This is a genomic window from Mycobacterium sp. ACS1612 (genome assembly GCF_001667505.1).
In the GTDB taxonomy this organism is placed as follows: domain Bacteria; phylum Actinomycetota; class Actinomycetes; order Mycobacteriales; family Mycobacteriaceae; genus Mycobacterium.
Window position 1 is genome coordinate 76,328 of record NZ_LZHZ01000025.1, and the last position, 24,199, is coordinate 100,526.

Consider the following 24,199-nt stretch of genomic DNA (forward strand, 5'->3'; position numbering starts at 1 on the left):
CGGTATCGCCGGAAACCGCATCGTTAGGCTGATCGATGATGCACAAATACAAGGGCTTGGCCACCACAGCGATCCACGCCGGTTTCCGGCCCGACCCGGGCACCGGCGCCGTCAACGCACCGATCTACGCCAGTTCGACGTTCGCGCAGGACGGCGTCGGCGGGCTCCGCGGCGGGTTCGAGTACGCCCGTACCGGCAACCCGACGCGCGCCGCGCTCGAGGCGTCACTGGCCGCGGTCGAGGCAGCGACGTTCGGACGCGCGTTCTCCTCGGGGATGGCAGCTACCGACTGTGTGCTGCGCGCGGTGCTGCGGCCAGGTGACCACGTCGTCATTCCCGACGACGCCTATGGCGGCACCTTCCGGCTGATCGACAAGGTGTTCACGCAGTGGGGGATCGGCTACACCGCGGTGGCGCTTTCGGATCTCGACGCGGTCCGCGCGGCCATTACCCCGCAGACCCGGCTGATCTGGGTGGAGACGCCCACCAACCCGCTGCTGTCGATCGGCGACATCGCAGGCATCGTCCAACTGGCCGCGTCGTCCAGCGTGAAGGTGTTGGTGGACAACACTTTTGCTTCGCCAGCTTTGCAGCAGCCGCTGACCCTCGGGGCCGACATCGTGCTGCACTCGACCACGAAATACATCGGCGGACACTCCGACGTAGTGGGCGGGGCGCTGTTGACCAACGACGAGGAACTCGACACCGCGTTCGCGTTCCTGCAGAACGGTGCGGGCGGGGTGCCCGGCCCGTTCGACGCGTATCTGACCATGCGTGGGCTCAAGACCTTGGTGTTGCGGATGCGTCAACACAGCGAAAACGCCACGGCCGTCGCCGAATTCCTGGCCAACCACCCCGCCATCGACACCGTCCTCTACCCCGGACTGCCCAGCCACCCCGGCCACGACGTCGCCAAGCGCCAGATGAGCGCATTCGGCGGCATGGTGTCGGTGCGGATGGCGGGTGGACCGCAGGCGGCACACGACTTCTGTTCGAAGACAGAGGTTTTCATCCTCGCCGAGTCGCTCGGCGGGGTCGAGTCGCTGATCGAGTATCCCGGCGCCATGACCCACGCGTCAACGGCGGGCTCGCAGCTGGAGGTGCCCGACGATCTGGTGCGGCTGTCAGTCGGTATCGAGGACCCCGCCGACCTTCTCGCCGATCTGGAGCAGGCGCTGGGCTGACAGAGGTTTGCACCGGCGACCGCTCGGCTATCTGGCGTCGCCAGGTGGGCGGGCAATCGCTAGCTGAGCGCCCCGCGCACGGCCGACGCGGTGATCGCCAGGTTCACCTCGGGCATCGCGGTCGGATACTCGTCAATCCAACTGCCCATGGCGATCTCACCGGCCCTGGCGTGCACCCACCGCCAGCCGCGGTCGTTGAGGCTCAACAGCGCGCCGAGGCCGTCGACGGCGTGCAACAGCGAGATGATCGCCGCCGTCGGTGGTGCAGGTGGCCGTCGGTCGAACAACGCGGCCAGCAGCGCCGAGCGTGCCCAGCCAACCCGTTCCCTGTTGGTCAGCGGCCAGGCGTACGGATGGCTGAACCGCTTGGAGTTCAACCGAATCCGGCGGATCTGGCCGGTGTACTCCAGATAGTTGGCCAGGTTTTCCTCGGTGTGCTTGGCCAGCCGTTTGACGGCCGTGGCGGGGCGCAGCGGCCGTCGCTGCAGCAGTTCGAACGCCGGTGCGACGACTGGGTCCATCGGGCCCGGCGCCCCGAGTGCCACCAGCTTGCCGGTCTCGATGGGTTCTTCGGCCATCGCGGGCCGGACCCGGCACGCATGCGCCAGGTCCAGCAGCACCGCACCGGCGAGCACCCGCTCACGTCGCGGGCGGTCGAGACCTGGCTGCGCGGACGCGTTGTCCAGCAACAGCAAGAACAGGTCCTCGGCGATCTGCGCCATAGTCCGGACTGTAAACCGGGCGCGACCGCCCTCGCGAATCAGGAGTGGTAGGGCTCCGCGCTGACCAGGGTGACCTTGACGGTGTTGCCGTTGGGCACCTGGTAGCTGCGCGTCTCGCCGACCTTCGCGTCGATCAGCGCGCCGCCAAGCGGCGAGTTCGGTGAGTAGACCTCGAGCTTGCCGTCGGACACGCCCTCCTGGCGGGTAGCGATCAGGAACGTCTCGGTGTCGCTCTTGTCGTCGTCGTAGTAGACCTTGACCACGGAGCCGGGCAATGCCACGCCGGACTGCTTCGGGGCCTCGCCCACCTTGGCGTTGTTCAGCAGCTCCTGCAGCTGGCGGATCCGGGCCTCCTGTTGGCCCTGCTCCTCACGGGCGGCGTGATAGCCGCCGTTTTCGCGCAGGTCGCCCTCTTCACGGCGGTCGTTGATCTCGGCTGCGATGATCGGGCGGTTGGCGATCAGCTGATCGAGCTCTGCCTTCAGCCGGTCGTACGCCTCCTGCGTCAGCCAGGTGACCTGGGTGTCGGTCATGTCGTCGCGCTCCCCTCGTCGTTGCTCTCGCGCGTATTCGCGTAAGAAGTCTCGTGTCTACGGCGCCGGGAGCTGTCTGCGTGTATTGCCGCTCACGTCAACGCCTAATCCGAGCACCAAAAGCAGCAATACACGGTCCCAGCAGGAACCGTGTATCGGACCATTCTAGCACCGCCGGGACAACCGATTTTCACGTTCTTGCTGTTCGCTGTTTGTTGCGCGGGCCGGTGTCGGCTGATCTACGAGGCCACCAGGTACGACGGCACATCGGTGCCGCATCCGTACACATCGCCGACGACGGGTGGCTTGCTGGTCCTGACGATCGTGGTCACCTGGACGGTTTTCTGTGCCGCCGGTCCGACCAGCACTTCCCGCCTGCCGGTTTCGCTGCCGTCGATCGACCTGGCCCGGACAATGCACGCGACCGGCCGGGACGGGTCGTCGCGGGTGACCGTGATGGTCACCTGCACGGTCTGGTCGTCGATGAGCTGATAGCCTCCCAATTCGCCCTTGACCTCGCCCGTGCCGAGCCGCTGCGATGCAATCACGGCGATCGCAACTCCCACCGCGAGGACGACGACGCCCAGCCCGATGGCGATCCAGCGGCGTTTGCCACCGGACACCCGCTGCCGGCCGTAACGGGCCGTGGGACGTTCGATCATGTCGTTTTGCATGCCCGTCGCTCGGATAGATCTACTAGGACTGGAACTATAGGGGCACCGGTAATGGTTGAAACGTCTCGGCAATGTCAGTGACCAGGATGAGGACCCAGTTGAGTGAACTGCGATTGATGGCGGTGCACGCCCACCCGGACGACGAGTCCAGCAAGGGCGCCGCCACCATGGCCCGCTACGCCGACGAGGGCGTCCGCGTGCTGGTAGTCACGCTCACCGGCGGCGAGCGCGGCGACATTCTCAACCCTGCGATGGACCTGCCCGACGTGCACGGCCGAATGGCCGAGATCCGGCGCGACGAGATGGCCAAGGCCGCCGAGATCCTCGGCGTCGAACATCACTGGCTGGGCTTCGTCGACTCCGGCCTGCCCGAGGGCGATCCGCCGCCGCCGCTGCCCGACGGCTGCCTCGGACTGGTGCCGCTCGAAGAACCCGTCGAGGAACTCGTGCGGGTGGTCCGCAAGTTCCGCCCGCACGTGATGACCACCTACGACGAGAACGGCGGCTATCCGCATCCCGACCACATCCGCACCCACCAGGTGTCGGTGGCCGCCTACGAGGCGGCCGGTGACTACCGGCTGTTCCCCGACGCCGGTGAGCCGTGGGATGTGCTCAAGCTGTACTACAACCACGGTTTCCTGCGGAAGCGCATGCAGTTGCTGCAGGACGAGTTCGCCAAGCACGGCGAAGAGGGCCCGTTCGAAAAGTGGCTCAAGCACTGGGACCCCGACGACGACGTGTTCGCCAAGCGGGTCACCACCCGGATCGAATGCGCCAAGTACTTCGCCCAGCGTGACGACGCGCTGCGCGCCCATGCCACCCAGATCGACCCCAACGGCGATTTCTTCCGTGCGCCCATCGAATGGCAGCAAAGGCTCTGGCCCACTGAGGAATACGAGTTGGCCCGGTCGAGGGTGCCGGTGACGCTGCCGGAGAACGACCTGTTCACGGGGATCGAACCGTGACCGACACGCTGATGCTGGCGGTCACCCTGCTGGCCGACGACGCCCCCCGAAACACCGGCCCGGACTTCGGTAAGGCCAGCCCGTTCGGGCTGATCGTGGTGGTGCTGCTGCTGATCGGCACGTTCGCGTTGGTCTGGTCGATGAACCGGCACCTGCGCAAGCTGCCCAAGTCGTTTGATCAGTCGGAACCGGACCAGCCGAACGAGGATTCCAAAGAGTGAGCCCAGCGGCTAACACCCTCGCCGAGGCGACCAGCCCCTACCTGCGCCAGCACGCCGACAACCCGGTGCACTGGCAACAGTGGACGCCCGAGGCGCTGGCCGAGGCCGCGGCGCGTGACGTCCCGATCCTGCTGTCGATCGGATACGCGGCGTGCCACTGGTGTCACGTGATGGCACACGAGTCATTCGAAAACGACCAGGTGGCCGCGGCGATGAACGACGGCTTCGTCAACATCAAGGTCGACCGCGAGGAGCGGCCCGACCTCGACGCGGTGTACATGAACGCCACCGTCGCGCTGACCGGCCAGGGTGGCTGGCCGATGACGTGCTTCCTGACCCCCGACGGCAGGCCCTTCTTCTGCGGCACGTACTACCCGAAGCCGAATTTCCTGCAGTTGCTTGCCGCCGTCACGCAGACCTGGAACAGCCGGCGCGCCGAGGTGGAAGAGGCCTCCGACCGGATCACCGGCGAACTGCGGTCGATGGCCGCAGCGCTGCCCGGCGGCGGACCGCCTGTGCAGGCCGCGCTGTGCGATCACGCCGTGGCCACGGCCTTGCAGGACGCGGACGTCGAGCGCGGCGGATTCGGGAAAGCGCCGAAGTTCCCGCCGTCGGCGCTGCTGGAGGCGCTGCTGCGCAACCACGAACGCACCGGCGACATTTTGCCGCTGGAGGCGGTCGAGCAGACCTGCACCGCGATGGCGCGCGGCGGCATCTACGACCAACTGGCGGGCGGCTTCGCCCGATACAGCGTCGACGCGTCCTGGGTGGTGCCGCACTTCGAGAAGATGCTCTACGACAACGCCCTGCTGCTGCGGGTCTATGCACACTGGGCCCGTCGCAGCGGAAACCCGTTGGCGCGCAGAGTTGCCGAGCAGACGGCGCGGTTCATCATCGACGAACTCGGCGCCGGTGGCATGTTCACCTCGTCGCTGGACGCGGACGCCGACGGCCGTGAGGGCCTGACCTACGTGTGGACGCCCGCGCAGCTGCGCGAGGTGCTGGGTGATGACGACGGCCGTTGGGCCGCAGATGTTTTCAGCGTGACCGCAGACGGCACGTTCGAGCGCGGCAGCTCGGTGCTGCAACTGCTCACCGACCCGGACGACGCTGCGCGGTTCGAGCGGATCCGCGGCGGACTGCTGACCGCACGGTTGACACGACCGCAGCCCGGCCGCGACGACAAGGTCGTCACCGCGTGGAACGGGTTGGCGATCACCGCCCTCGCCGAGGCGAGCGTGGCGTTGGGTCGTCGCGAATTCCTGGACGCGGCAACACAATGCGGGCGATCGCTGCTCGATCTGCATGTCGTCGACGGCAGGCTGCGCCGCGCCAGCCTCGGCGGCCGGGTGGGCGACAGCGCGGCGATCCTCGAGGACCATGCGGCGCTCGCGACCGGTCTGCTGTCGCTGTACCAACTGATCGGCGACGCGTCGTGGCTGACGGCGGCCACCGGCCTGCTCGACCTCGCCCTCGACCACTTCGCCGGCGGCGACGGCCGCTGGTTCGACACCGCCGACGACGCCGAGCAGTTGATGGTCCGGCCCGCCGACCCGCTCGACGGGGCCACCCCGTCGGGCGCCTCGTTGATCGCCGAGGCGCTGCAGTTGGCCGCCCACCTGGCGCCGGCACCGGATCGCTACGCCGCGGCGGCCGACGAAACGCTGGCGAGCGCGTCCCCCATCCTGGCCCGGATGCCGCGCTCAGGCGGACACTGGTTGACGGTCGCCGAGGCCGCGGTGCGTGGACCCATCCAGATCGCGGTGGCCTGCGACCCGGAGGACTCGGAATTGCTCACCGCGGCAAGGCAACTGGCGCCCGGCGGGGCGATCGTCGTCGGCGGGCCGGTGAACTCTTCGGAGCTGCTGGTCGACCGCGACCGGTTGAACGGCTCGGATGCCGCCTACGTCTGCCGCGGCCGGGTGTGCGATCTGCCCGTCACCACTATTGCCGAATTGACGGCGGCGCTGAGGTAGCGTCTCGGCCATGTCGAGCCCTGAGGACAACGCCAAGACCGTCAACCGTTATCTGGAAACCGTGTCGCAGGGTCGCCCCGACGACATCGCCGCCCTCTACGCCGAGGACGGTACCGTCGAGGATCCCGTCGGCGGCGAGGTGCACATCGGGCGCCAGGCGATCCGCGGGTTCTACCAAGCCGTCGAAGGCGCCAACAGCACCACGGAGATGATCACGTTGCGCGCGCTCGGCAACGAGGCGGCCTTCTTCTGGAAGCTGAACATCCACGGCATGACCCTCGAGATCATCAGCACGATGACGTTCGACGACGAGGGCAAGATCGCCTCGATGAAGGCCTACTGGGGCCCGGAGAACGTCACCCAGAACTAGAAGACCGCGAACCACATCGCGATGTAGTGGCAGATCGCCGCAACCGCGGTGCAGGCGTGGAAGAACTCGTGGTGGCCGAATGTCGACGGCCACGGGTTGGGCCACTTCAGCGCGTAGAGCACGCCGCCGATGCTGTACAGCGCGCCGCCGACGATCAACAACACCAGCGCCGCGACGCCCGCGCCGTCCATGATCGGCCCGACGAACCACGCCGCGACCCAGCCCAACAGGATGTACAGCGGCACGCCGAGCCAGCGCGGCGCCGACGGCCAGAACATCTTCAACAGCACGCCCGCGATCGCGCCGCCCCACACGATCCAGAACAACACCCAACCGCTGCGCTCCGGAAGAGCCAGCAGCGCGAACGGGGTGTAACTGCCCGCGATGAAGATGAAGATCATCGAGTGGTCGGCGCGCTTCATCCACTTGCGGGCGTTCTCGGACTTCCAGTTCACCCGGTGGTACGTGCCGCTGACCGTGAACATCGCCACGATCGTCAACGTGTAGAGCAGGGTCGCCAGCCCGGCGCGCGTCGACTCCACCGACCATGACACCGAGACCAGCGCGGCGCCCGCGATGAACGCGACGACGGCCGAGTAGACGTGAATCCAGCCGCGGGCGCGCGGCTTTCCGAGAACCTTCTCGACGCGGTCGACGACTGCCTCGGGCAGGTCTTCGGCGTATACGCGCGGTGGCTGTTGCTGCGCCTCGTCGGCGGTGTCGATCTGGGCCATGTCACCTCCGGCAATGCCATGGGGGTCTACGACCGAAACAGTAGTCTGGATCCTCGTGGACATCATTCCTCCTCGTCTCAAGGAACCGATGTACCGCCTCTACGAGATGCGGCTGCGTCAGGGACTGGTGTCCTCCAAAGCTGAACTGCCCCGCCACATCGCGGTGCTCTGCGACGGTAACCGACGCTGGGCACGTGATGCTGGTCACGATGACGTCAGCTACGGCTACCGGATGGGCGCCCGCAAGATCGCCGAGATGCTGCGGTGGTGCCAGGAGACCGGAATCGAGATGGCCACCGTCTATCTGCTGTCCACCGAGAACCTGCAGCGTGACAAGGACGAGCTGGCGGCGCTGATCGAGATCATCACCGACGTCACCGAGGAGATCTGCGCGCCAGCCAATCGGTGGAGCGTGCGCACCGTCGGGGACCTCGAGCTGATCGGCGAGGAGCCCGCGCGCAGGCTGCGTGAGGCCGTCGAGTCCACGAACGGCAACGGCAGTGGGTTTCATGTCAACCTCGCGGTCGGCTACGGCGGCCGCCAGGAGATCGTCGACGCCGTCCGCCAGCTGCTCAACAAGGAGCTGGCCAACGGCGCCACCGGCGAGCAGCTGATCGAGGCCGTCACCATCGACGCGGTCTCGGAAAACCTGTACACCTCCGGCCAACCCGACCCTGATCTGGTGATCCGCACCTCGGGGGAGCAGCGGCTGTCGGGGTTCCTGCTATGGCAGAGCGCCTACTCCGAGATGTGGTTCACGGAGGCGTACTGGCCGGAGTTCCGCCGGGTCGATTTCCTTCGCGCACTGCGTGATTACACCGCGCGCCACCGTCGTTACGGCATGTAGTGCGACACTTGAACCATGGCTGCGCTGTCAGCGGTGGTCTTCTCGCTCAGCTGGTGGCTGGGCCTGTACCTGCTGGCCCGCGACCCGCGCAAGCCTGTCCTGGTACTGGCCGCGATCGGGCTGACCAGTTTTGCGTGCGTGGTCGCGCTCGACGCGGTCCGGGTGACGAGCGGCGTAGCGGCGCTGAGCAGCGTCGAGATCTATCTCGTCGCGGTACCGGGGATCGCGTGGTTCGCCGTACTGCTCGAACTGTGCCGCCCATCGGATAGCTGGCGTAGCCGGGCCGGCGAGATCACGCTCGTGGCCGGTGTCGGCGCCGTCGCGTTCTCTGGTGCTGTGATGGCGGGCAATGTCGACGGCCCGGTACGGTTCGGCCACTGGGTGATGTTCGCCGCGATCTCGTTGTCCACGCTGGGCGCCATGATCGTGGCGGTGTTGCAACGCGCGCCAGGTCGGATCATGGGCTTCGTCGTGATTGGCACGCTGTTCTTCGCGCTCGCCAACGCGATCGTCGTGATCCCGCTGGGTCTGGTGCCGAGCTGGATTGCGTTGGCGTCCACGGGGTTCGACGTCGGCGTGCTTGGTCTGGCCGTCGCGATGTGGGACGCGTTCGATGAGGGCCAGGCGCTGCGGGCTGACATGCTGCGGTCGTTCACCGCGACGGCCGTGGTCGCGGTGCTGTTCGGTGGTCAGCTCTTGATCGGGCTGGCGGTGTCGGATCAGCACACGGCGTTGACGGTGCTGCTGTTCACCAGCCTCGGCGTCGCGATCGCGATCAACGTGCTTGCCGATCCGCTGGCAGGCCTGCTGGACCGGGTGACGTTCTCCCGCTCGCCCGGGCTGCGGGCCGACCGTGCCGCGCTGCGGGATGCGGAGGCCGCGCTGCCGCGACGGTCGGCCAGCCCCCTCGACGACGTCGACGACGAGACCTTCGTCCGGCTTACCCGCCGCGCGCTGGGCCACTACGGCGACCTGTCGAGACTCGTCGCCAGCCCGCTGACCGCGCTGCCGATCATCGACGAGCGACTGGCCGCCCGCGGCGCCCCTGACGCCCCGCTCGAGCGGGCCAACGAGCTCAAGGCCCTGCTGGCCGACCGCATCGCCCGCCTCAAGCCGCGCGACGGCGGCGACTTCGGAACCACCGAGCAGTGGCGGCACTACAACTCGCTGTACTTCCCGTACGTCGTCGGCGTGCGCGCCTACGCGCAGAACGCGACCGCGGCCGGGCTGGACCCGGTCGCGCGGCAGGCGTGGCAGTGGTTCGTCACCGAGGTGCCGCAGCGGTCGCTGCACAACTGGCAGAACGCGGCGGCCCGGCTGATCGCCGCCGATCTACGGGGCAATCTGGTGGCCGCGCATCGTCGTTGACTCAGTCTGACATCGGCGTTGACCTGCGGTTGGCAGTAGCTGGCAGCGTCCGGCGTCGATCTGGCAGTGGGTTCTGAGCAGTCTCTACAGGCATGACCGCAATCAACACCCGCCCGGTCCGGGAAAGCACCGATAATCTGCTGCGCTTCGCCCTTCGCGCCGACGCCACCCTGTGCGCCGGCCTGGGCTTGCTCGTCGCGATGGCGGCCGATCCGCTGTCGCGGCTGTCCGGTCTGTCGTCGACGTCGGAGTTCATCGGCGGCGCCGCGTTGGTGGTGTACGGCGCAGCGCTGTACTTGGCCGCAGGCCTGGCCGACGTCCGACGGGTCGGCATCGGCGTGCTCGCCGGCAATGTCGCGTTCGCGATCGTCGTCACCGTCGTCCTGGTCGCGGGATGGCTGCCGCTGACCGAATTCGGCGTAGTGGCGACCGCGGCGTTCACCGTCGTCACGCTCGGCTTCGCCTACGCCCAGTACCTCGGAGTGCGCGCGTAACTCCGTCATGGGCTGGTCCGGAGCCGCCGTCGTAAGAGGTTGCGGCGTCGGCTCCGGAACGGTCGCCCCACCCACCCACGAAAGGAAGTTGCATGACCGCCATCTCGACACCCAAACTCGCCGACTCGACCGACTCGTTCCTGCGCTTCGCGCTGCGCGCCGACGCCACCTGCAGCGGACTGATGGGCATCGCCGGCATCCCGCTCGCAGGCTGGCTCGCCGACGTGTCCGGGACCACCAAGGCGTTCGAGTACACGGTGAGCGCCTTCTTCATCGCCTTCGCCATCGGTGTATTCGCCATTGCCGCAATGCCTTCGGTGAAGCGATCCGGCATCGTGATCGCCGCGGGCAACGTGCTCTACACCGTCGGCGCCGTGGTGTTCGTGCTCGCCGACGTCTTCCCGCTGACCGCGACGGGCATCGTGCTGACACTCGCGACCGGTGTCTATACGCTGGTGATGGCCGAGTTGCAGTACACCGGCTGGCGCCGCGCCAAGGCGTAAACGTTTGCCGCTCAAGCCCGCTCGGTGATCCCGGGCGGGTTAGAGCTTGCGCAGCCGCAGCCGGTTGATCGCGTGGTCGGCGTCTTTACGCAACACCAGCGTCGCGCGTGGGCGCGTCGGCAGGATGTTCTCGATCAGGTTGGGGCGGTTGATCGAATGCCAGATGTCGCGGGCGGCGAACACCGCGGCGTCGTCGGTCAGCGTGGCGTAGTGGTGGAAGTGCGACGCCGGGTCGGCGAACGCGGTGGTCCGCAACCCGAGGAACCGGTTGATGTACCACTGCTCGATGTCCTCGATGCGCGCGTCGACGTACACCGAGAAGTCAAACAGGTCCGACACCATCAACGCCGGGCCGGTCTGTAACACGTTGAGGCCCTCGAGGATCAGGATGTCCGGATGCATCACGAGCTGTTTCTCGCCGGGCACGATGTCGTAGAGCAGATGCGAGTACACCGGCGCGCACACCTTGTCGGCGCCCGACTTCACCGCCGTGACGAACCGCATCAGCGCGCGCCGGTCGTAACTCTCGGGGAAACCCTTGCGGTGCATCAGGTTTCGACGGCCGAGCTCGGCGTTGGGATACAGGAAGCCGTCGGTGGTGACGAGGTCCACCCGTGGATGGTGTTCGAAGCGGGCCAGAAGCGCCTGCAGCACACGGGCGGTCGTGGATTTGCCGACCGCGACACTGCCCGCGACGCCGATGATGAACGGCACCGGCCGGTCCGGATTCTGCTGCGGCTCGCCGAGGAACTCTGCGGTCGCGGCGAACAACCGCTGTCGCGCCGCCACCTGCAGGTGGATCAACCGGGCCAGCGGCAGGTAGACCTCTTCGACCTCCAGTAGGTCGAGCTTCTCGCCAAGACCCCGCAGTTGCAGCACTTCGTCTTCGGTCAGCTTCATCGGCGTCGACATGCGCAGGGCGCGCCATTGACTCCGGTCGAACTCCACGTAGGGGCTCGGCTCGCTCAGCCGCGGCATGGGGTCAGTCTTGCATTTAACGTTGAGGCCATGGACGCGACCACCTTGATGCGGGAATATCTGCTGCTCGGCCTGCGCTTCGATCGGATCGAGGAAGGCTATGTCGACTCGTTCACCGGCGACCCCGACCTGCGCAACCAGGTGGCCAACGAACCCGCCCCCGACCCGGCCGACCTGGCGCTCCAAGCCGAGCGGCTGGCCGCCGACATCCCCGACGACCTGGAACCGGCCCGCGCCGCCTACGTCGCGGCCCACCTGCGCGCGCTGGCGTGTGCGGGCCGCAAGTTCGCGGGCCAGGACGTCGGGTTCGTCGAGGAGGTGCAGGCGTATTTCGACGTGCACATCGCCAAGGGCGACCCGGAGCGCTACGAACAGGCCCACCGCAAGCTCGACGACGCCCTCGGCGGCAGCGGACCGCTGGCCGAACGGATGCAGGCCTACCGGGCCGCCGAGGAGATCCCGCCCGCCCGGCTCGAGGAGGCCATCCATGCGTTCTCGAGCGCGCTGCGCGACCGGGTGCGCGCCGAATTCCCGCTACCCGACCGCGAAACCATCACCTACGAGGTCGTCACCGACAAACCCTGGTCGGGGTTCAACTACTACCTCGGCGACTACCGCTCGACCGTCGCCGTCAACGCCGACCTGAAGCAGCAGATGTCCAATCTGCCCCGTCTGGTCGCGCACGAGTCCTATCCCGGCCACCACACCGAGCACTGCCGCAAGGAGGCCGGCCTGGTCGAAGGCAAGGGTCATGCCGAGCAGACCATCTTCCTGGTGAACACACCGCAGTGCCTGATGGCCGAGGGGCTGGCCGATCTGGCGCTGTACGCCGCGATCGGGCCGGAGTGGGGCGGTTGGGCCCGCGAGATCTACGCCGACCTTGGCCTGCGGTTCGACGGCGAGCGCGCCCAGGCGGTGTCCGAGGCGGTTGGCGCGCTGGCCGACGTGCGACAGGACGCGGCGCTGATGCTGCACGACGAGCATCGCGACGTCGACGACGTGGTCGCGTTCCTCAAGCGCTGGCTGCTGGTCAACGACGAGCGTGCCCGGCAGATGCTGCGGTTCCTGTCCTCGCCGCTGTGGCGCGCCTACACCAGCACCTACGTCGAGGGGTACCGGTTGCTGCGCGGCTGGCTGGAGGCCAGGCCCGACGGCGTCAGCCTCACCGAACGGTTCGGACGCCTGCTCGACGAGCCCCTGATTCCGTCGTCGCTGCGCTAGTTGTCGCCGAACGTGGGTTACCGTCACGCCGAACAGCGATGTGGCGTGCGTTAATCCCACATTCGGCGCCGATAGCTGCGGGACGTAGGCTGAGGCCATGACTGCAGACCCCGTCACCAGCTCAGCTCCGGGTGCCGAGTACGCCGATACCGCAAGCTCCGCCTACCGTTCGATGCTGCAGATCATCGAGTCCGTCGAGCCGCGCATCGCGGCCGCGACGCGGAAAGAGCTTGCCGATCAACGTGATTCGCTCAAGCTGATCGCCAGCGAGAACTATGCCTCGCCCGCGGCGTTGCTGACCATGGGCAGCTGGCTGTCGGACAAGTACGCCGAGGGCACCATCGGGCACCGGTTCTACGCCGGCTGCCAGAACGTGGACACCGTCGAGACGGTCGCCGCTGAGCACGCCCGCGAGCTGTTCGGTTCGCCGTACGCCTATGTCCAGCCGCATTCGGGCATCGACGCCAACCTCGTTGCGTACTGGGCCATCCTGGCCACCCGCATCGAGGCGCCCGGCCTGGCCGACAAGGGCGTCAGGAACGTCAACGACCTCTCCGAGGCGGACTGGGAGGAGCTGCGCGCCAAGCTGGGCAATCAGCGGCTGCTCGGCATGTCGCTGGACGCCGGTGGCCACCTCACCCACGGATTCCGGCCCAACATCTCTGGCAAGATGTTCCACCAGCGCAGCTACGGCACCGACCCGAACACCGAGTTACTCGACTACGACGCGCTGGCCGCGGCCGCCCGCGAGTTCAAGCCGCTGATCCTGGTCGGCGGGTACTCCGCCTATCCGCGCCGGATCAACTTCGCCAAGCTGCGCGAGATCGCCGACGAGGTGGGCGCCACCCTGATGGTCGACATGGCGCACTTCGCAGGCCTCGTCGCGGGCAAGGTGTTCACCGGCGACGAGGATCCCGTGCCGCACGCCCACGTCACCACGACCACCACGCACAAGTCGCTGCGCGGGCCGCGTGGCGGGCTGGTGCTCGCCACCGCGGAGTACTCCGACGCGGTCGACAAGGGCTGCCCAATGGTGTTGGGCGGACCGCTTTCTCACGTGATGGCGGCTAAGGCGGTCGCGTTGGCCGAGGCACGCCAGCCCGCGTTCCAGGCGTACGCGCAGCGGGTCGCCGACAACGCCAAGGCGCTCGCCGAGGGTTTTCTCAAGCGCGGCGCGCGACTGGTCACCGGCGGCACCGACAACCACATCGTGCTGCTCGACGTGTCGTCGTTCGGGCTGACCGGCCGCCAGGCCGAGTCGGCGCTGCTCGATTCAGGCGTCGTCACCAACCGCAACTCCATTCCGGCCGACCCCAACGGTGCCTGGTACACCAGCGGCATCCGGTTGGGCACGCCCGCGCTGACCACTCGTGGCTTCGGACCTGACGACTTCGACCGGGTCGCGGAACTGATGGTCGAGGTGCTGTCCAACACGCAACCGGAGGGCACGTCGAAGGCCAAGTACAAGTTGGCCGACGGCACCGCCGAACGGGTGCATTCGGCGGCGGCGGAGCTGTTGGCCGCCAACCCGCTGTATCCGGGGCTGACGCTCTAAAAGACGTAGCCCCCAATTCTGCGCGTGTGCGTGTCACACTCGCCGCCGTGACCGCGACAGCTGAGCTCTCCACGTCCGTCATGGCCGCGCCGCTGGGCGATGTCGATCCCGAGATCGCCCATTTGTTGGGCAAAGAACTGGGCCGCCAGCGCGACACGCTCGAGATGATCGCGTCGGAGAACTTCGCGCCGCGCGCGGTGCTGCAGTTGCAGGGCAGCGTGCTGACCAATAAGTACGCAGAAGGGCTGCCGGGCCGCCGGTATTACGGCGGCTGCGAGCACGTCGACGCGATCGAGAACGTCGCCCGTGACCGCGCCAAGGCGTTGTTCGGTGCCCAATTCGCTAATGTGCAACCACATTCCGGTGCGCAGGCCAACGCAGCGGTGCTGGCCGCGCTGATGGCGCCCGGTGAGCGGCTACTCGGCCTCGACCTGGCCAACGGTGGACACCTCACGCACGGCATGAAGCTGAACTTCTCCGGCAAGGTGTACGAAAGTGGTTGCTACGGCGTAGATCCCGCGTCGGGACTCATCGACATGGACGCAGTGCGGGCACACGCCAAGGAGTTTCGGCCGCGGGTCCTGATCGCAGGGTGGTCGGCGTATCCGCGCACGCTGGACTTCGCGGCGTTCCGGTCGGTCGCCGACGAGGTCGGCGCGCACCTGTGGGTGGACATGGCGCATTTCGCAGGCCTGGTCGCTGCGGGCCTGCACCCGTCACCGGTGCCGCACGCCGATCTGGTGTCGACGACGGTGCACAAGACGCTGGGCGGTGCACGCTCGGGATTGATCCTCGGCAAGCAGCGGTTCGCCAAGGCCGTCAACTCCGCGGTGTTTCCCGGCACCCAGGGCGGGCCCGCCATGCAGGTGGTCGCGGCCAAGGCCGTCACGTTCAAGATCGCGGGAACGCAGGAGTTCGCCGAGCGCCAGCGCCGCACCCTCGCGGGCGCCCGCGTCGTCGCCGACCGACTGATGGGCGCCGACGTCGCCCGTGCAGGCGTGCGAGTCGTCACCGGCGGCACCGACGTACACCTGGTACTGGTCGACCTGCGCGACTCGCCGCTGGACGGCAAGACCGCCGAGGACCTGCTGCACGACGTCGGCATCACGGTCAACCGCAACGCCGTGCCCAACGACCCGCGGCCGCCGATGGTCTCCTCGGGCCTGCGAATCGGCACGTCTGCGCTGGCCACCCGAGGGTTCGGCGACGTCGAGTTCAGCGAGGTGGCCGACGTGATTGCTGCGGCCCTGATGCAGACCGCCGACGTTGCGGCACTGGCCGCGCGGGTTCGCCGGCTGGCCGCCGAGTTTCCCCTCTACGAGGGCTTGGAGGACTGGGAACTGCACGGGCGGTGACACGCCAGGCCCGATTTCAGGAAATGTGTGAACCCGGGTTACAGTTACTTTCATGGCACAGAAACCTGTAGCTAATGCGTTGATACTCGAGCTCGAGCCGGTCGTCGCGCGCGAGCTGCGGCGCCACATCGACTCCGAGGACCTGTGGTACGCGCACGACTATGTGCCGTTCGACCAGGGCGAGAACTTCGCATTCCTCGGCGGCCGCGACTGGGATCCGTCGCAGGTCACGTTGCCCAAGACGATCACCGACGCCCTCGAAATCCTGCTGATCACCAAAGACAACCTCGCCGGGTACCACCGCGAGTTCGTGTTCAGCTTCATCCTGGAGAACAAGTGGGGCCGCTGGCTCGGCCGCTGGACCGCCGAGGAGCATCTGCACGCCATCGCGCTGCGAAACTACCTCGTCGTCACCCGCGAGATCGACCCTGCCGCCAACGAGGACGTGCGCGTCGAGCACGTGATGAAGGGCTACCGCGCCGACACCTACACCCAGATCGAGCGCCTGGTGTTCATGTCGTTCTTCGAGCGTGAGCACGCCGTGTTCTGCCGCAATCTCGAGGCCCAGATCACCGAGCCCGTATTGAAAGGCCTGATCGGCCGCATCGCCCGCGACGAGGAGCGCCACGAGGAGTTCTTCTCCAACCTGGTGACGCACTGCCTGGGCTACAGCCGCGAGGAGACCATCGACGCGATCGCGCGCCGCGCAGCGGAACTCGACGTGGTGGGCGGCGACATCGACGCGTACAAGGACAAGGTGGCCACGGTCGCCGAGGCCGGCATCTTCGGACCCGAGCAACTGCGCAACGTGATCGCCGACCGCATCACCGCGTGGGGCGTGGCCGACGAACCGTCGCTGAAGCAGTTCGTCTGACGGGGGCTTAGCTTTGTCACCGCGCCTGCGGCGACATTAGCTACGGCGCGTCTGCACGGCGCGAACCGCGAAGCGAGAGTAGCGTCGTTTCTCGATGGCTAGCGACATGCTCTGCTATCCGGGCGGTACCGATCGTTTCGATCACGAGAGGACCGGCCCCGGTCCTGGTACCGCAGCGTCCGCCGAAGTGTTCGTGCGGGGCCGCATGAATTCCCTCGCCTCGAGGAGCGCTACGTGACCAAAACTACCGTCCGGACCTATGTGCTCGACACCTCCGTGCTGCTGTCCGACCCGTGGGCTGCAACCAGGTTCGCCGAACACGAAGTGGTGGTCCCGTTGGTGGTGATCAGCGAACTGGAAGCCAAGCGGCATCACCACGAGCTCGGCTGGTTCGCCAGGCAGGCACTGCGGATGTTCGACGATCTGCGGCTCGAGCACGGACGGCTGGATCAGCCGATTCCCGTTGGGACGCAAGGCGGTACGCTGCATGTCGAGCTGAACCACAGTGATCCGACAGTGCTGCCCGCCGGCTTCCGCAACGAGAGCAACGACGCCCGGATCCTGACGGTTGCGGCCAACCTGGCCGCCGAGGGCAAGCGAGTCACGTTGGTCAGCAAGGACATTCCGCTGCGCGTGAAGGCAGGCGCCGTCGGACTCACTGCCGACGAGTATCACGCTCAGGACGTCATCACGTCGGGCTGGACCGGCATGGACGAGATCGAACTGACGCCCGCGGACATCGACAAGCTGTATGCCGACGGCGAAATCGACTCGGAGACCGCGCGTAATCTCCCGTGCCACACCGGAGTTCGGCTGCTGGGCGGCAGCTCGCATGCGTTGGGCCGGGTCAACGCCGAAAAGCGGATTCAGCTGGTGCGCGGTGACCGTGAGGTGTTCGGGTTGCGGGGTCGTTCCGCGGAGCAGCGGGTTGCGCTGGATCTGCTGCTCGACGAGTCCATCGGCATCGTGTCGCTCGGCGGCAAGGCGGGCACCGGTAAGTCCGCGCTGGCGCTGTGCGCAGGCCTGGAGGCGGTGCTGGAACGCCGCACCCACCGCAAGGTCGTCGTGTTCCGGCCGCTGTACGCGGTAGGCGGGCAGGACCTCGGCTACCTGCCCGGCAGCGAAAGCGAGAAGATGGGCCCGTGGGCGCAGGCCGTCTTCGACACGCTCGAAGGGTTGGCCAGCCCGGCGGTGCTCGAAGAGGTGCTCTCCCGGGGCATGCTGGAGGTGCTGCCGCTGACCCACATTCGCGGCCGGTCGCTGCACGACTCGTTCGTGATCGTCGACGAGGCCCAGTCGCTGGAACGCAATGTGCTGCTGACCGTGCTGTCCCGGTTGGGCGCCGGATCGCGGGTGGTGCTCACCCACGACGTCGCCCAGCGCGACAACCTGCGGGTCGGCAGGCACGACGGTGTGGCCGCGGTGATCGAGAAGCTCAAGGGCCATCCGTTGTTCGCCCACATCACGCTGCTGCGCAGCGAGCGTTCGCCGATCGCGGCGCTGGTCACCGAGATGCTCGAGGAGATCAGCCCTGGCGCCCTGCCCTGACGCGGTTTGTGGAGCCACAGCCGCGGTCGGCGCGGTTCAGGCTCCTCAAATCACCAATCGGTAGGCTGCTTGCGTGCCGAAGCGACCCGACAGCCAGGGCTGGCGCTATGCCAGAACCGTTCTCGGCGTGTCCGCGGCCGCCGCGGTGCTGATCATCGGCAGCCTCACCGGGCATATCCGCAAGGCGGGCGCGGAGGACGTGGACTGCTCGAAGGTGAAGTGTGTGGCGCTGACGTTCGACGACGGGCCGAGCCCGTACACCGACCGGCTACTGCAGATCCTCAAGGACAACGGTGCGAAGGCGACGTTCTTCCTGATCGGCAACAAGGTCGCGGCCAACCCCGCGGGCGCCAAGCGAATCGCCGAGGCTGGCATGGAGGTGGGCAACCACACCTGGGAGCACCCCAACATGACGACCATCCCGCCGGAGGACATCCCGAGTCAGATCTCCAAGGCCAACGACGCCATCCAGGCCGCGACGGGCCAGCGACCCAAGCTGATGCGTACCGCGGGTGGGCTGATCAACGACAAGGTGCTGGCGGCCGCCAAAGCCCAGGGCATGGCCGACATCAACTGGGACGTGATCCCGTTCGACTGGGCGAACGACTCCAACACCGGCGCGACGCGCTACATGCTGATGACGCAGATCAAGCCGAACTCGGTGGTGTTGTTCCACGACACCTACTCCAGCACAGTCGATCTGGTCTACCAGTTCATTCCTGTGTTGCGGCGCAACGGTTACCACATGGTGACCGTGAGCCAGATGGTCGGACCGCGGGAACCAGGCACCAGCTACGGCAGCAGAGAAAACGGCCCGCCGGTCAACGATCTGATGGACATCCCGCCCGCCGAGATCCCGACGCTGCCGCCGACGCCGTCGCCCGCGCCGATGCCGAATTTCCCGATCCGCGACATCGAGGGCGCCAATTCCGGCGGCGTGAACAACGGCGCCTGAGTACGGGACGAAGTGCGCACCGACACGACGTTAGTGCTCACCCTGCTGGTGCTGGCTTACGCGGTCGTCTCGGGGCTGTTCGTCGGCTGGTTCGGACCGCGCGGCATCGGCACCTTGGTGCTCGGCCTGCTCATGGTCGAGCGAGGCGAAATCGAGCGACTGGCGACCATCACGCAGGCGGTCGTCGTCACCGTCACCGTCAGCCTCGTCGTGCACAGTTTGACCGCACCGCTCGGCATCCGGATGTGGGCCGCTAGCGCGGTGGCGCGTGAATCGTGAACTGGCGCTCGATGAGCCGTGTCTCGATGGGGCCGCTACTGGGCTTGAGCCACGACGCCTCGGGCTCAGTGTTCTTCGGGTCGTAATCCCAACTCGTGCAGATATTGTCGATGCCGATCGGATAAACCGTCACCGCCTCCGCGGTCACGTGGATGCGCAAGAAGTTCTTGTATCCCGAGTACCGGAACGACGAAAAGGCCTCGGTGCTGTTCCAGCCGAACAGGGTGAACAACAGGAACAGGAACGTCGCGAAGATCAACGAGCCGACGACGCCACCTGCCACCGCCACCAGCAGCACGCTGAGCAGCAGACGCCTGCCCGTCGGGGGCCCAAGAAGCGCAACACATCCCATCGCGATCGCGGCTTGCGCAGCGACATGGCACACGGTCTGGGCGATTCCGGCAAGCCCTCTGAAGACCCGGGATTTCCACACACCGACGCGTTTCGGCACGATATAGAACGCGGACGTCGTTGCAGCGACCGCCAATACGATGACGACCGTCGCTGTGCTGAGGATCGCCGAGTCGACGCTTGCGATGAACAACAGCAGATACAACATCGCGGGAATGACCATGAACCACGGATTGCGCAGCCCCAGCGTGAAGATGCGCCAGTTGAGCCGGCGCGACTGCTCGTAGTCGGGGTAGCGGCACGCCAACAGGAAGGGTTCCTTCTCGTCGGTCGCGGGGTCCTCGTCACCCCGCGGCTTCGGCACTTCCACCCGCTCGTCGAGTTTCTCGGTGGTGGACAGGAACGCGCCACCGCCACCCGCGGTGATCTTCATCCGAGGATCGTCGTCGTTCTCCGCCTCGTAACGCGCGTAGTGGTGTTTGTCGCCTGACAACATGAGGATCGTGGTGACCCCATCGGGCACCGCAGTGCGTTCGACGAAAGCGAGGTTGCGGTACGCGTCCTTGGAGTCGCGCACCGCGGTCCAACTCGGCTTGGCTGTGCACAGAATCAGCGCGTCGCCAGGAGCCATCTTCTCCGCGGCCGCCTTGAAATAGGCGATCTGCGGCGCGTCCACATAGTTGTCGCTTTGAATGTCGATGCCCCACAACCAGAATGGGCCCGGCAGGTCGAGCGCGAAGTAGCTGCGGGTCTGTGCCATCTTACGGCCGCCGATCCAGCTGGGTTGCGCGAACACCCGCATGAAGCCGGTGAGGCCGTCGTACCAGTCGTGGTTGCCCGGGATCGCCAGGATGCGCGGATGTGGCTCGTCGGTCCACGGCAGTGCGGCGAGGTACGGTCCGCTGAACCTGTCTTCGTACTCCTTCGGCGTGGCGTACGGGTACACCTCGTCGCCGCCGAACACGATCAGTTGCGCACGGGGCAGGCAACGGAGCGGTCCTTCCAGGCCGATCGGCGTGATGTCCGGTTGCGAGACGCACCATGCCACCGAGTACGTCTGATCGAATCCGTCGGCGGTGTCGGCGACGAAGTCGATCCACACGTCGCCGGCGCCTGCCGTCAAGACGCCCGCGGCCAGACTGTTCTCCATCTCCCGCTTGTCGAGATAGTCGCCGAACGCGGCGGCCAGCACGACCTTCGCCGCGGCACGGGCCAATGTCGGCGGACTGAACCACCGCACCGCCGGGCGCCTGCGGAATCCGAGGGTCTCGTCGCCGGTGGGTCGCGGCCGCGGTTGGGGTATCGATCTCACTGTCGAATCCTGGTGCTCACCAGGTCAGAACATATCGGTTACGGCTGCGACAGCGCAGCACTACCGCTGTTTGCGGTCCCGGACCAAAAACCAGCCCGCGGCGGCGGCCCCACCCAACGCGACCATCCGGTCGGCGCGGTCGGCTCTCGGCAGGTCGAGTAACGCCACCAGGCCGAGCATCGCGAAGCCGGTACGCAACGCTGGCTGGCTGGTCGCCGTGCTCACCAGGGCGGTGTGGTCCTGGTTTGCCGCGGTTTTCGGGTCGACGAGCAACGCTCCTCCTTCGGTTACCTGACCTGCACGGCGGTGACGCTAATTCGCCCAAGCGGCTTGCGAAATAGGGTGTTTCCCTACTCCCGACGGCGGCGGCTGGGGGTGGCTAGGTCTTGCCCATGTGACGCCCGAGCTCGGCACGCGACTTGATGCCGAGCTTGCGGTAGATCCTGGCCAGATTCGCCTCGACGGTTTTCGGGCTGATGAACAGCGCGGTGGCCACGTCGCGGTTCTTCATACCGGACGCGGCCAATTCGGCGACACGTTGCTCTGACGGGGTGAGTTGCCCGCTCTGCCGCGGACCGACGTTGGCGCGTGCGAGTTCAGCGCGGGCACGGTCGGCCCACAGCGGCACGTGCAGCCGCTCGAAGATGTCCAGCGCCTGTTGCAGGCTTGCTGACGCGGCTTCCTTTCGGCGTTGTCTGCGCTGCAACTGGCCGAGCAGCAATAGTGTTCGGGCCCGCTCGATCGGCATCGACAACCGGTTGTGTTGCAGCATCGCACGTTCGGCCGCGGCGCTCGCCGCGTCGAGGTCGCCACGTGCAGCCAGTAGCATGCTTCTGCCGCGGGCGCCGACGGCGCGCACCCACGCGCGGTCGAGCCGCTCCCCGTTGCGCTCGAGGGCTTCAATCAGCGGTTCGGCCTCGTCGCCCCGGTTCACCTGGATCAGTGCCTCGATCGCGTCGGGCAAGAAGATCGCGGAGGGCAGTTCGGTCGACGTGGTCGCCGGATCGAACTTGGCGAGCAGTGACCGCAACGTCGCGACCGCCTCCTCGTAGCGGCCCAGCGACACCTCCAAGAAGCCGAGCGCCCCAATGACCCTGTCGGTCAACCGAATCGCTCCAGTGCGGCGGCCGATTTCCAGTGCTTCGGCGGCGGCTTGTCTGGCGTCTGCCTCACGCCCGGCGTATGTGGCCAGGTTGGCCTTCAGACTGTACGCAAGGAACAGCGGAGTGTCGCCGCCGAGTTGGCGGGCGCGCTCCATGGCGTCGTCGGCGACGAGGCCCGCCGCGACGAAGTCGCCCCGCCAGATGTCGCTGAGCACCACATGCTGGGCGATGAAGATCAGCTCGCCTTCTTCGCCTTTCTCGACGCAGTGCCGCCTGACGGCTTCTAACTTGCGGTGTGCCTCGTCGACGCGGCCCGTCCACTCCAGCAGCAGGGCCTGCTGAACCGACGGCCGAAACACCAACGGCGTGAAGACGTCCGGATCCTCGAGGTCGAGCGCGAATTGTAACTGGTCTTCGTCGAAGCCTGCGCCGCTGAGGAAATGAAGGGTCACCCGCATACCCATCGCCAACCCCAGCAGGTGCCGCTGTTTGAGTCGTTCGGCGTGGGCGACGGCCTCCTCTGCCGTCTCGACGCTGTCGTGCATCACACCGGATTGAAGCAGCGAATAGGCGAGCGTGATCAGGATCTGCACGCGCAATGGGCTGTCGGCCTTCACTTCGGCAAGTGCCCGCCGCAGCAGCGCCGCGGCTTCGAAGAAGCCGTCGCTGTACAACCTCACCACGGCCAGTCGGCTCAACGCCTCGGCGCGCAGTTCGCCCGGCGCCAGCACGTCGATGGTCTCTTCCAGCACGAGTCGGGCGCGCTCTTGGTCGCCTGCGTCGAAATGGTGTAGCGCAGAACGGAGTCGACGCTCGGCGGTGTCGCCGCCGAGGCCGATCGCCAGATCCATCAACTCGGCCGCGGCGGCGGGCGCCCCGCGCACCCGTGCGGATTCGGCAGCCGTATCGAGGGCTTCGAGCGTGACTTGGTCGCCTCTGGTGGCAGCCAACGCCAGATGGCGTGCCCGCAGTTCCGGCTCGTCGACGATCTCGGCGAGGCGGCGATGCATTGTTCGGCGTCGGGCAGGCGCGGCCTCGGTGTACACGCCCCTGGCCAACAGCGGATGGGCGAACTGGATCCGGTTGCCGTCGATCGTGATGATGCCCTTGCTCTCGGCGCTCTCGAGAAGTTCGATCAAGCGGTTGTCGTCCTTGATCGTCGCGCTGGACACCAGTTCGACCGTGGGCGAGGCCAGGCACGAGGCGGCGAGCAGCGCGTCGTGCACATCGGAGTCGAGTCCGTTCAGCCGGGTTTGCACCACATCGGCGAGCGTGCTCGGCAGGGAGGTGTCGACGCCGGGTGTGCGTTCCGCGATAGCCCGGGCCAATTCAATTGCGTAGAAAGGGTTTCCGCCGGACTCCGCATGGATTCGGCCCATGGTCGGGCGCGAAAACGATCGCCGCAGGCGCTTCGACACCGCGGTATGGAGATCATGAATTCCCATCGGGTGCAGCCGGACTCGGCTGACGGCGTCGGGTCGTGGCAGCTGCAGCCAAGCCGCGCTCGTAGCGTCGTCGGCGTCGGTGCGCACGCTGCCGAGAATGCCCACCGGCCCGCTGAGCCGCCGCGCCGCGAACGCCGCCACATGCATGCTCGAAGGGTCGATCCACTGCAGGTCGTCGATGGCCAACAGCAGCGGACCCTCGTCGCTCAGGCATCCGACGACCGACAGGAACGCTGCGGCGACGGCGCGCTGATCGGTGGCCGTGCTGTCGTCGGCGCGCATCAAGACCTGGTCGACGGCGAAGCGCTGAGGCTCCGGGAGATCGGCCCATGCCGCCGCGGGCACGCCGTCGAGCAGGTCTGCCAACGCCGTGTAGGCCAGCACCGACTCCGCGGCGGCGGCCCGCGCCGACAGCACTCGAAACCCGCTCTCGCGGGCCAGTTGGAGTGCCTCCAGCCACAGTGTGGTCTTGCCGATGCCGGCTTCCCCCTCGATCAGCAGGGCCGACGGCTCTGACCTTGCCGACGACAAGAACCGGCTGATCATCCGGCTTTCCGTCGGACGGCTCTGCACGCCAACGCCCCCTGGCACATTAGAAGGATTCCAGCTAACCGCGCATCGGTCCACGCTTT

General features: G+C 67.1%; 24 protein-coding genes. 16 read left to right on the plus strand and 8 right to left on the minus strand.

The genetic code is table 11. The features are described 5' to 3' along the window. Positions 1-38: 38 nt before the first annotated feature. On the plus strand, positions 39-1,184 hold the full coding sequence (locus A5724_RS10355; RefSeq protein WP_232004772.1) for a cystathionine gamma-synthase: 1,146 nt from the start codon (positions 39-41) through the stop codon (positions 1,182-1,184). 59 nt (positions 1,185-1,243) lie between these two features. Here the strand turns inward: A5724_RS10355 and A5724_RS10360 are convergent, their stop codons facing one another. From A5724_RS10360 to A5724_RS10370, 3 genes are all read right to left on the minus strand, one after another. Further along, positions 1,244-1,906, minus strand: coding sequence for a GPP34 family phosphoprotein (locus A5724_RS10360; protein WP_067800312.1), 663 nt, complete (start codon positions 1,904-1,906; stop codon positions 1,244-1,246). 38 nt (positions 1,907-1,944) lie between these two features. Continuing rightward, positions 1,945-2,439, minus strand: coding sequence for a transcription elongation factor GreA (greA, locus tag A5724_RS10365; RefSeq protein WP_067800314.1), 495 nt, complete (start codon positions 2,437-2,439; stop codon positions 1,945-1,947). Positions 2,440-2,678: 239 nt separating this feature from the next. Then, positions 2,679-3,101, minus strand: coding sequence for a DUF4307 domain-containing protein (locus A5724_RS10370; RefSeq protein WP_067800493.1), 423 nt, complete (start codon positions 3,099-3,101; stop codon positions 2,679-2,681). Positions 3,102-3,211: 110 nt separating this feature from the next. Between A5724_RS10370 and mca the strand changes: the two genes are divergently transcribed. Genes mca through A5724_RS10390 form a run of 4 tightly spaced genes read left to right on the plus strand, consistent with a single transcriptional unit; the run spans position 3,212 to position 6,645 of the window. Next, a complete protein-coding gene (mca, locus tag A5724_RS10375; RefSeq protein ID WP_067800497.1) occupies positions 3,212-4,078 on the plus strand; it encodes a mycothiol conjugate amidase Mca in 867 nt (288 codons plus the stop codon). Positions 4,079-4,089: 11 nt separating this feature from the next. Beyond that, on the plus strand, positions 4,090-4,299 hold the full coding sequence (locus tag A5724_RS10380; RefSeq protein ID WP_369830619.1) for a hypothetical protein: 210 nt from the start codon (positions 4,090-4,092) through the stop codon (positions 4,297-4,299). Continuing rightward, positions 4,296-6,275, plus strand: coding sequence for a thioredoxin domain-containing protein (locus A5724_RS10385; protein WP_067800320.1), 1,980 nt, complete (start codon positions 4,296-4,298; stop codon positions 6,273-6,275). The genes A5724_RS10380 and A5724_RS10385 overlap by 4 nt, the downstream gene beginning before the upstream one ends. 10 nt (positions 6,276-6,285) lie before the next feature. After that, entirely contained in the window at positions 6,286-6,645 is a 360-nt protein-coding gene (locus tag A5724_RS10390; RefSeq protein ID WP_067800323.1) for a nuclear transport factor 2 family protein, read from the plus strand. Here A5724_RS10390 and A5724_RS10395 read toward each other — a convergent pair. Further along, positions 6,642-7,379: a hemolysin III family protein gene (locus A5724_RS10395; protein ID WP_067800325.1), complete on the minus strand. Its 738-nt coding sequence runs from the start codon at positions 7,377-7,379 to the stop codon at positions 6,642-6,644. The genes A5724_RS10390 and A5724_RS10395 overlap by 4 nt on opposite strands. 55 nt (positions 7,380-7,434) lie before the next feature. Here A5724_RS10395 and A5724_RS10400 point away from each other — a divergent pair, with 55 nt between their 5' ends. The 4 genes from A5724_RS10400 to A5724_RS10415 all read left to right on the plus strand — a co-directional run bounded on the left by A5724_RS10400 (position 7,435) and on the right by A5724_RS10415 (position 10,591). Further along, on the plus strand, positions 7,435-8,226 hold the full coding sequence (locus A5724_RS10400) for a (2Z,6E)-farnesyl diphosphate synthase (protein WP_067800328.1): 792 nt from the start codon (positions 7,435-7,437) through the stop codon (positions 8,224-8,226). Between the two features lie 15 nt (positions 8,227-8,241). Continuing rightward, positions 8,242-9,594, plus strand: coding sequence for a hypothetical protein (locus tag A5724_RS10405; protein WP_067800330.1), 1,353 nt, complete (start codon positions 8,242-8,244; stop codon positions 9,592-9,594). Between the two features lie 92 nt (positions 9,595-9,686). Further along, entirely contained in the window at positions 9,687-10,088 is a 402-nt protein-coding gene (locus tag A5724_RS10410; RefSeq protein WP_067800333.1) for a hypothetical protein, read from the plus strand. Between the two features lie 92 nt (positions 10,089-10,180). Next, a complete protein-coding gene (locus A5724_RS10415; protein ID WP_082964956.1) occupies positions 10,181-10,591 on the plus strand; it encodes a hypothetical protein in 411 nt (136 codons plus the stop codon). Positions 10,592-10,630: 39 nt separating this feature from the next. On the opposite strand, the gene coaA is transcribed toward A5724_RS10415, so the two are convergent. Next, positions 10,631-11,569, minus strand: coding sequence for a type I pantothenate kinase (coaA, locus tag A5724_RS10420; protein WP_067800337.1), 939 nt, complete (start codon positions 11,567-11,569; stop codon positions 10,631-10,633). 30 nt (positions 11,570-11,599) lie between these two features. Between coaA and A5724_RS10425 the strand changes: the two genes are divergently transcribed. The 7 genes from A5724_RS10425 to A5724_RS10455 all read left to right on the plus strand — a co-directional run bounded on the left by A5724_RS10425 (position 11,600) and on the right by A5724_RS10455 (position 19,356). Then, the gene (locus tag A5724_RS10425) at positions 11,600-12,790 is read left to right on the plus strand and encodes a DUF885 domain-containing protein (protein WP_067800339.1); all 1,191 of its coding nucleotides are present in this window, start codon (positions 11,600-11,602) and stop codon (positions 12,788-12,790) included. Between the two features lie 97 nt (positions 12,791-12,887). Further along, positions 12,888-14,345: a glycine hydroxymethyltransferase gene (locus A5724_RS10430; RefSeq protein ID WP_067800341.1), complete on the plus strand. Its 1,458-nt coding sequence runs from the start codon at positions 12,888-12,890 to the stop codon at positions 14,343-14,345. Between the two features lie 80 nt (positions 14,346-14,425). Then, a complete protein-coding gene (gene glyA, locus A5724_RS10435; RefSeq protein WP_067800503.1) occupies positions 14,426-15,700 on the plus strand; it encodes a serine hydroxymethyltransferase in 1,275 nt (424 codons plus the stop codon). Positions 15,701-15,752: 52 nt separating this feature from the next. After that, the gene (locus tag A5724_RS10440; protein ID WP_067800347.1) at positions 15,753-16,574 is read left to right on the plus strand and encodes an acyl-ACP desaturase; all 822 of its coding nucleotides are present in this window, start codon (positions 15,753-15,755) and stop codon (positions 16,572-16,574) included. Between the two features lie 234 nt (positions 16,575-16,808). Further along, entirely contained in the window at positions 16,809-18,122 is a 1,314-nt protein-coding gene (locus A5724_RS10445; protein WP_067800350.1) for a PhoH family protein, read from the plus strand. A gap of 73 nt (positions 18,123-18,195) precedes the next feature. Continuing rightward, positions 18,196-19,077, plus strand: coding sequence for a polysaccharide deacetylase family protein (locus A5724_RS10450; protein WP_067800353.1), 882 nt, complete (start codon positions 18,196-18,198; stop codon positions 19,075-19,077). Positions 19,078-19,089: 12 nt separating this feature from the next. Next, entirely contained in the window at positions 19,090-19,356 is a 267-nt protein-coding gene (locus A5724_RS10455; protein WP_067800357.1) for a hypothetical protein, read from the plus strand. On the opposite strand, the gene A5724_RS10460 is transcribed toward A5724_RS10455, so the two are convergent. From A5724_RS10460 to A5724_RS10470, 3 genes are all read right to left on the minus strand, one after another. Beyond that, positions 19,331-21,019 carry a metallophosphoesterase gene (locus A5724_RS10460; protein ID WP_067800361.1) on the minus strand — a complete coding sequence of 563 codons (1,689 nt, stop codon included), beginning with the start codon at positions 21,017-21,019 and terminating at the stop codon, positions 19,331-19,333. The two genes, A5724_RS10455 and A5724_RS10460, sit on opposite strands and share 26 nt — an antisense overlap. 60 nt (positions 21,020-21,079) lie before the next feature. Next, positions 21,080-21,292 carry a hypothetical protein gene (locus A5724_RS10465; protein WP_067800364.1) on the minus strand — a complete coding sequence of 71 codons (213 nt, stop codon included), beginning with the start codon at positions 21,290-21,292 and terminating at the stop codon, positions 21,080-21,082. 106 nt (positions 21,293-21,398) lie between these two features. Beyond that, entirely contained in the window at positions 21,399-24,113 is a 2,715-nt protein-coding gene (locus tag A5724_RS10470) for a LuxR family transcriptional regulator (RefSeq protein WP_067800366.1), read from the minus strand. Positions 24,114-24,199 lie beyond the last annotated feature (86 nt).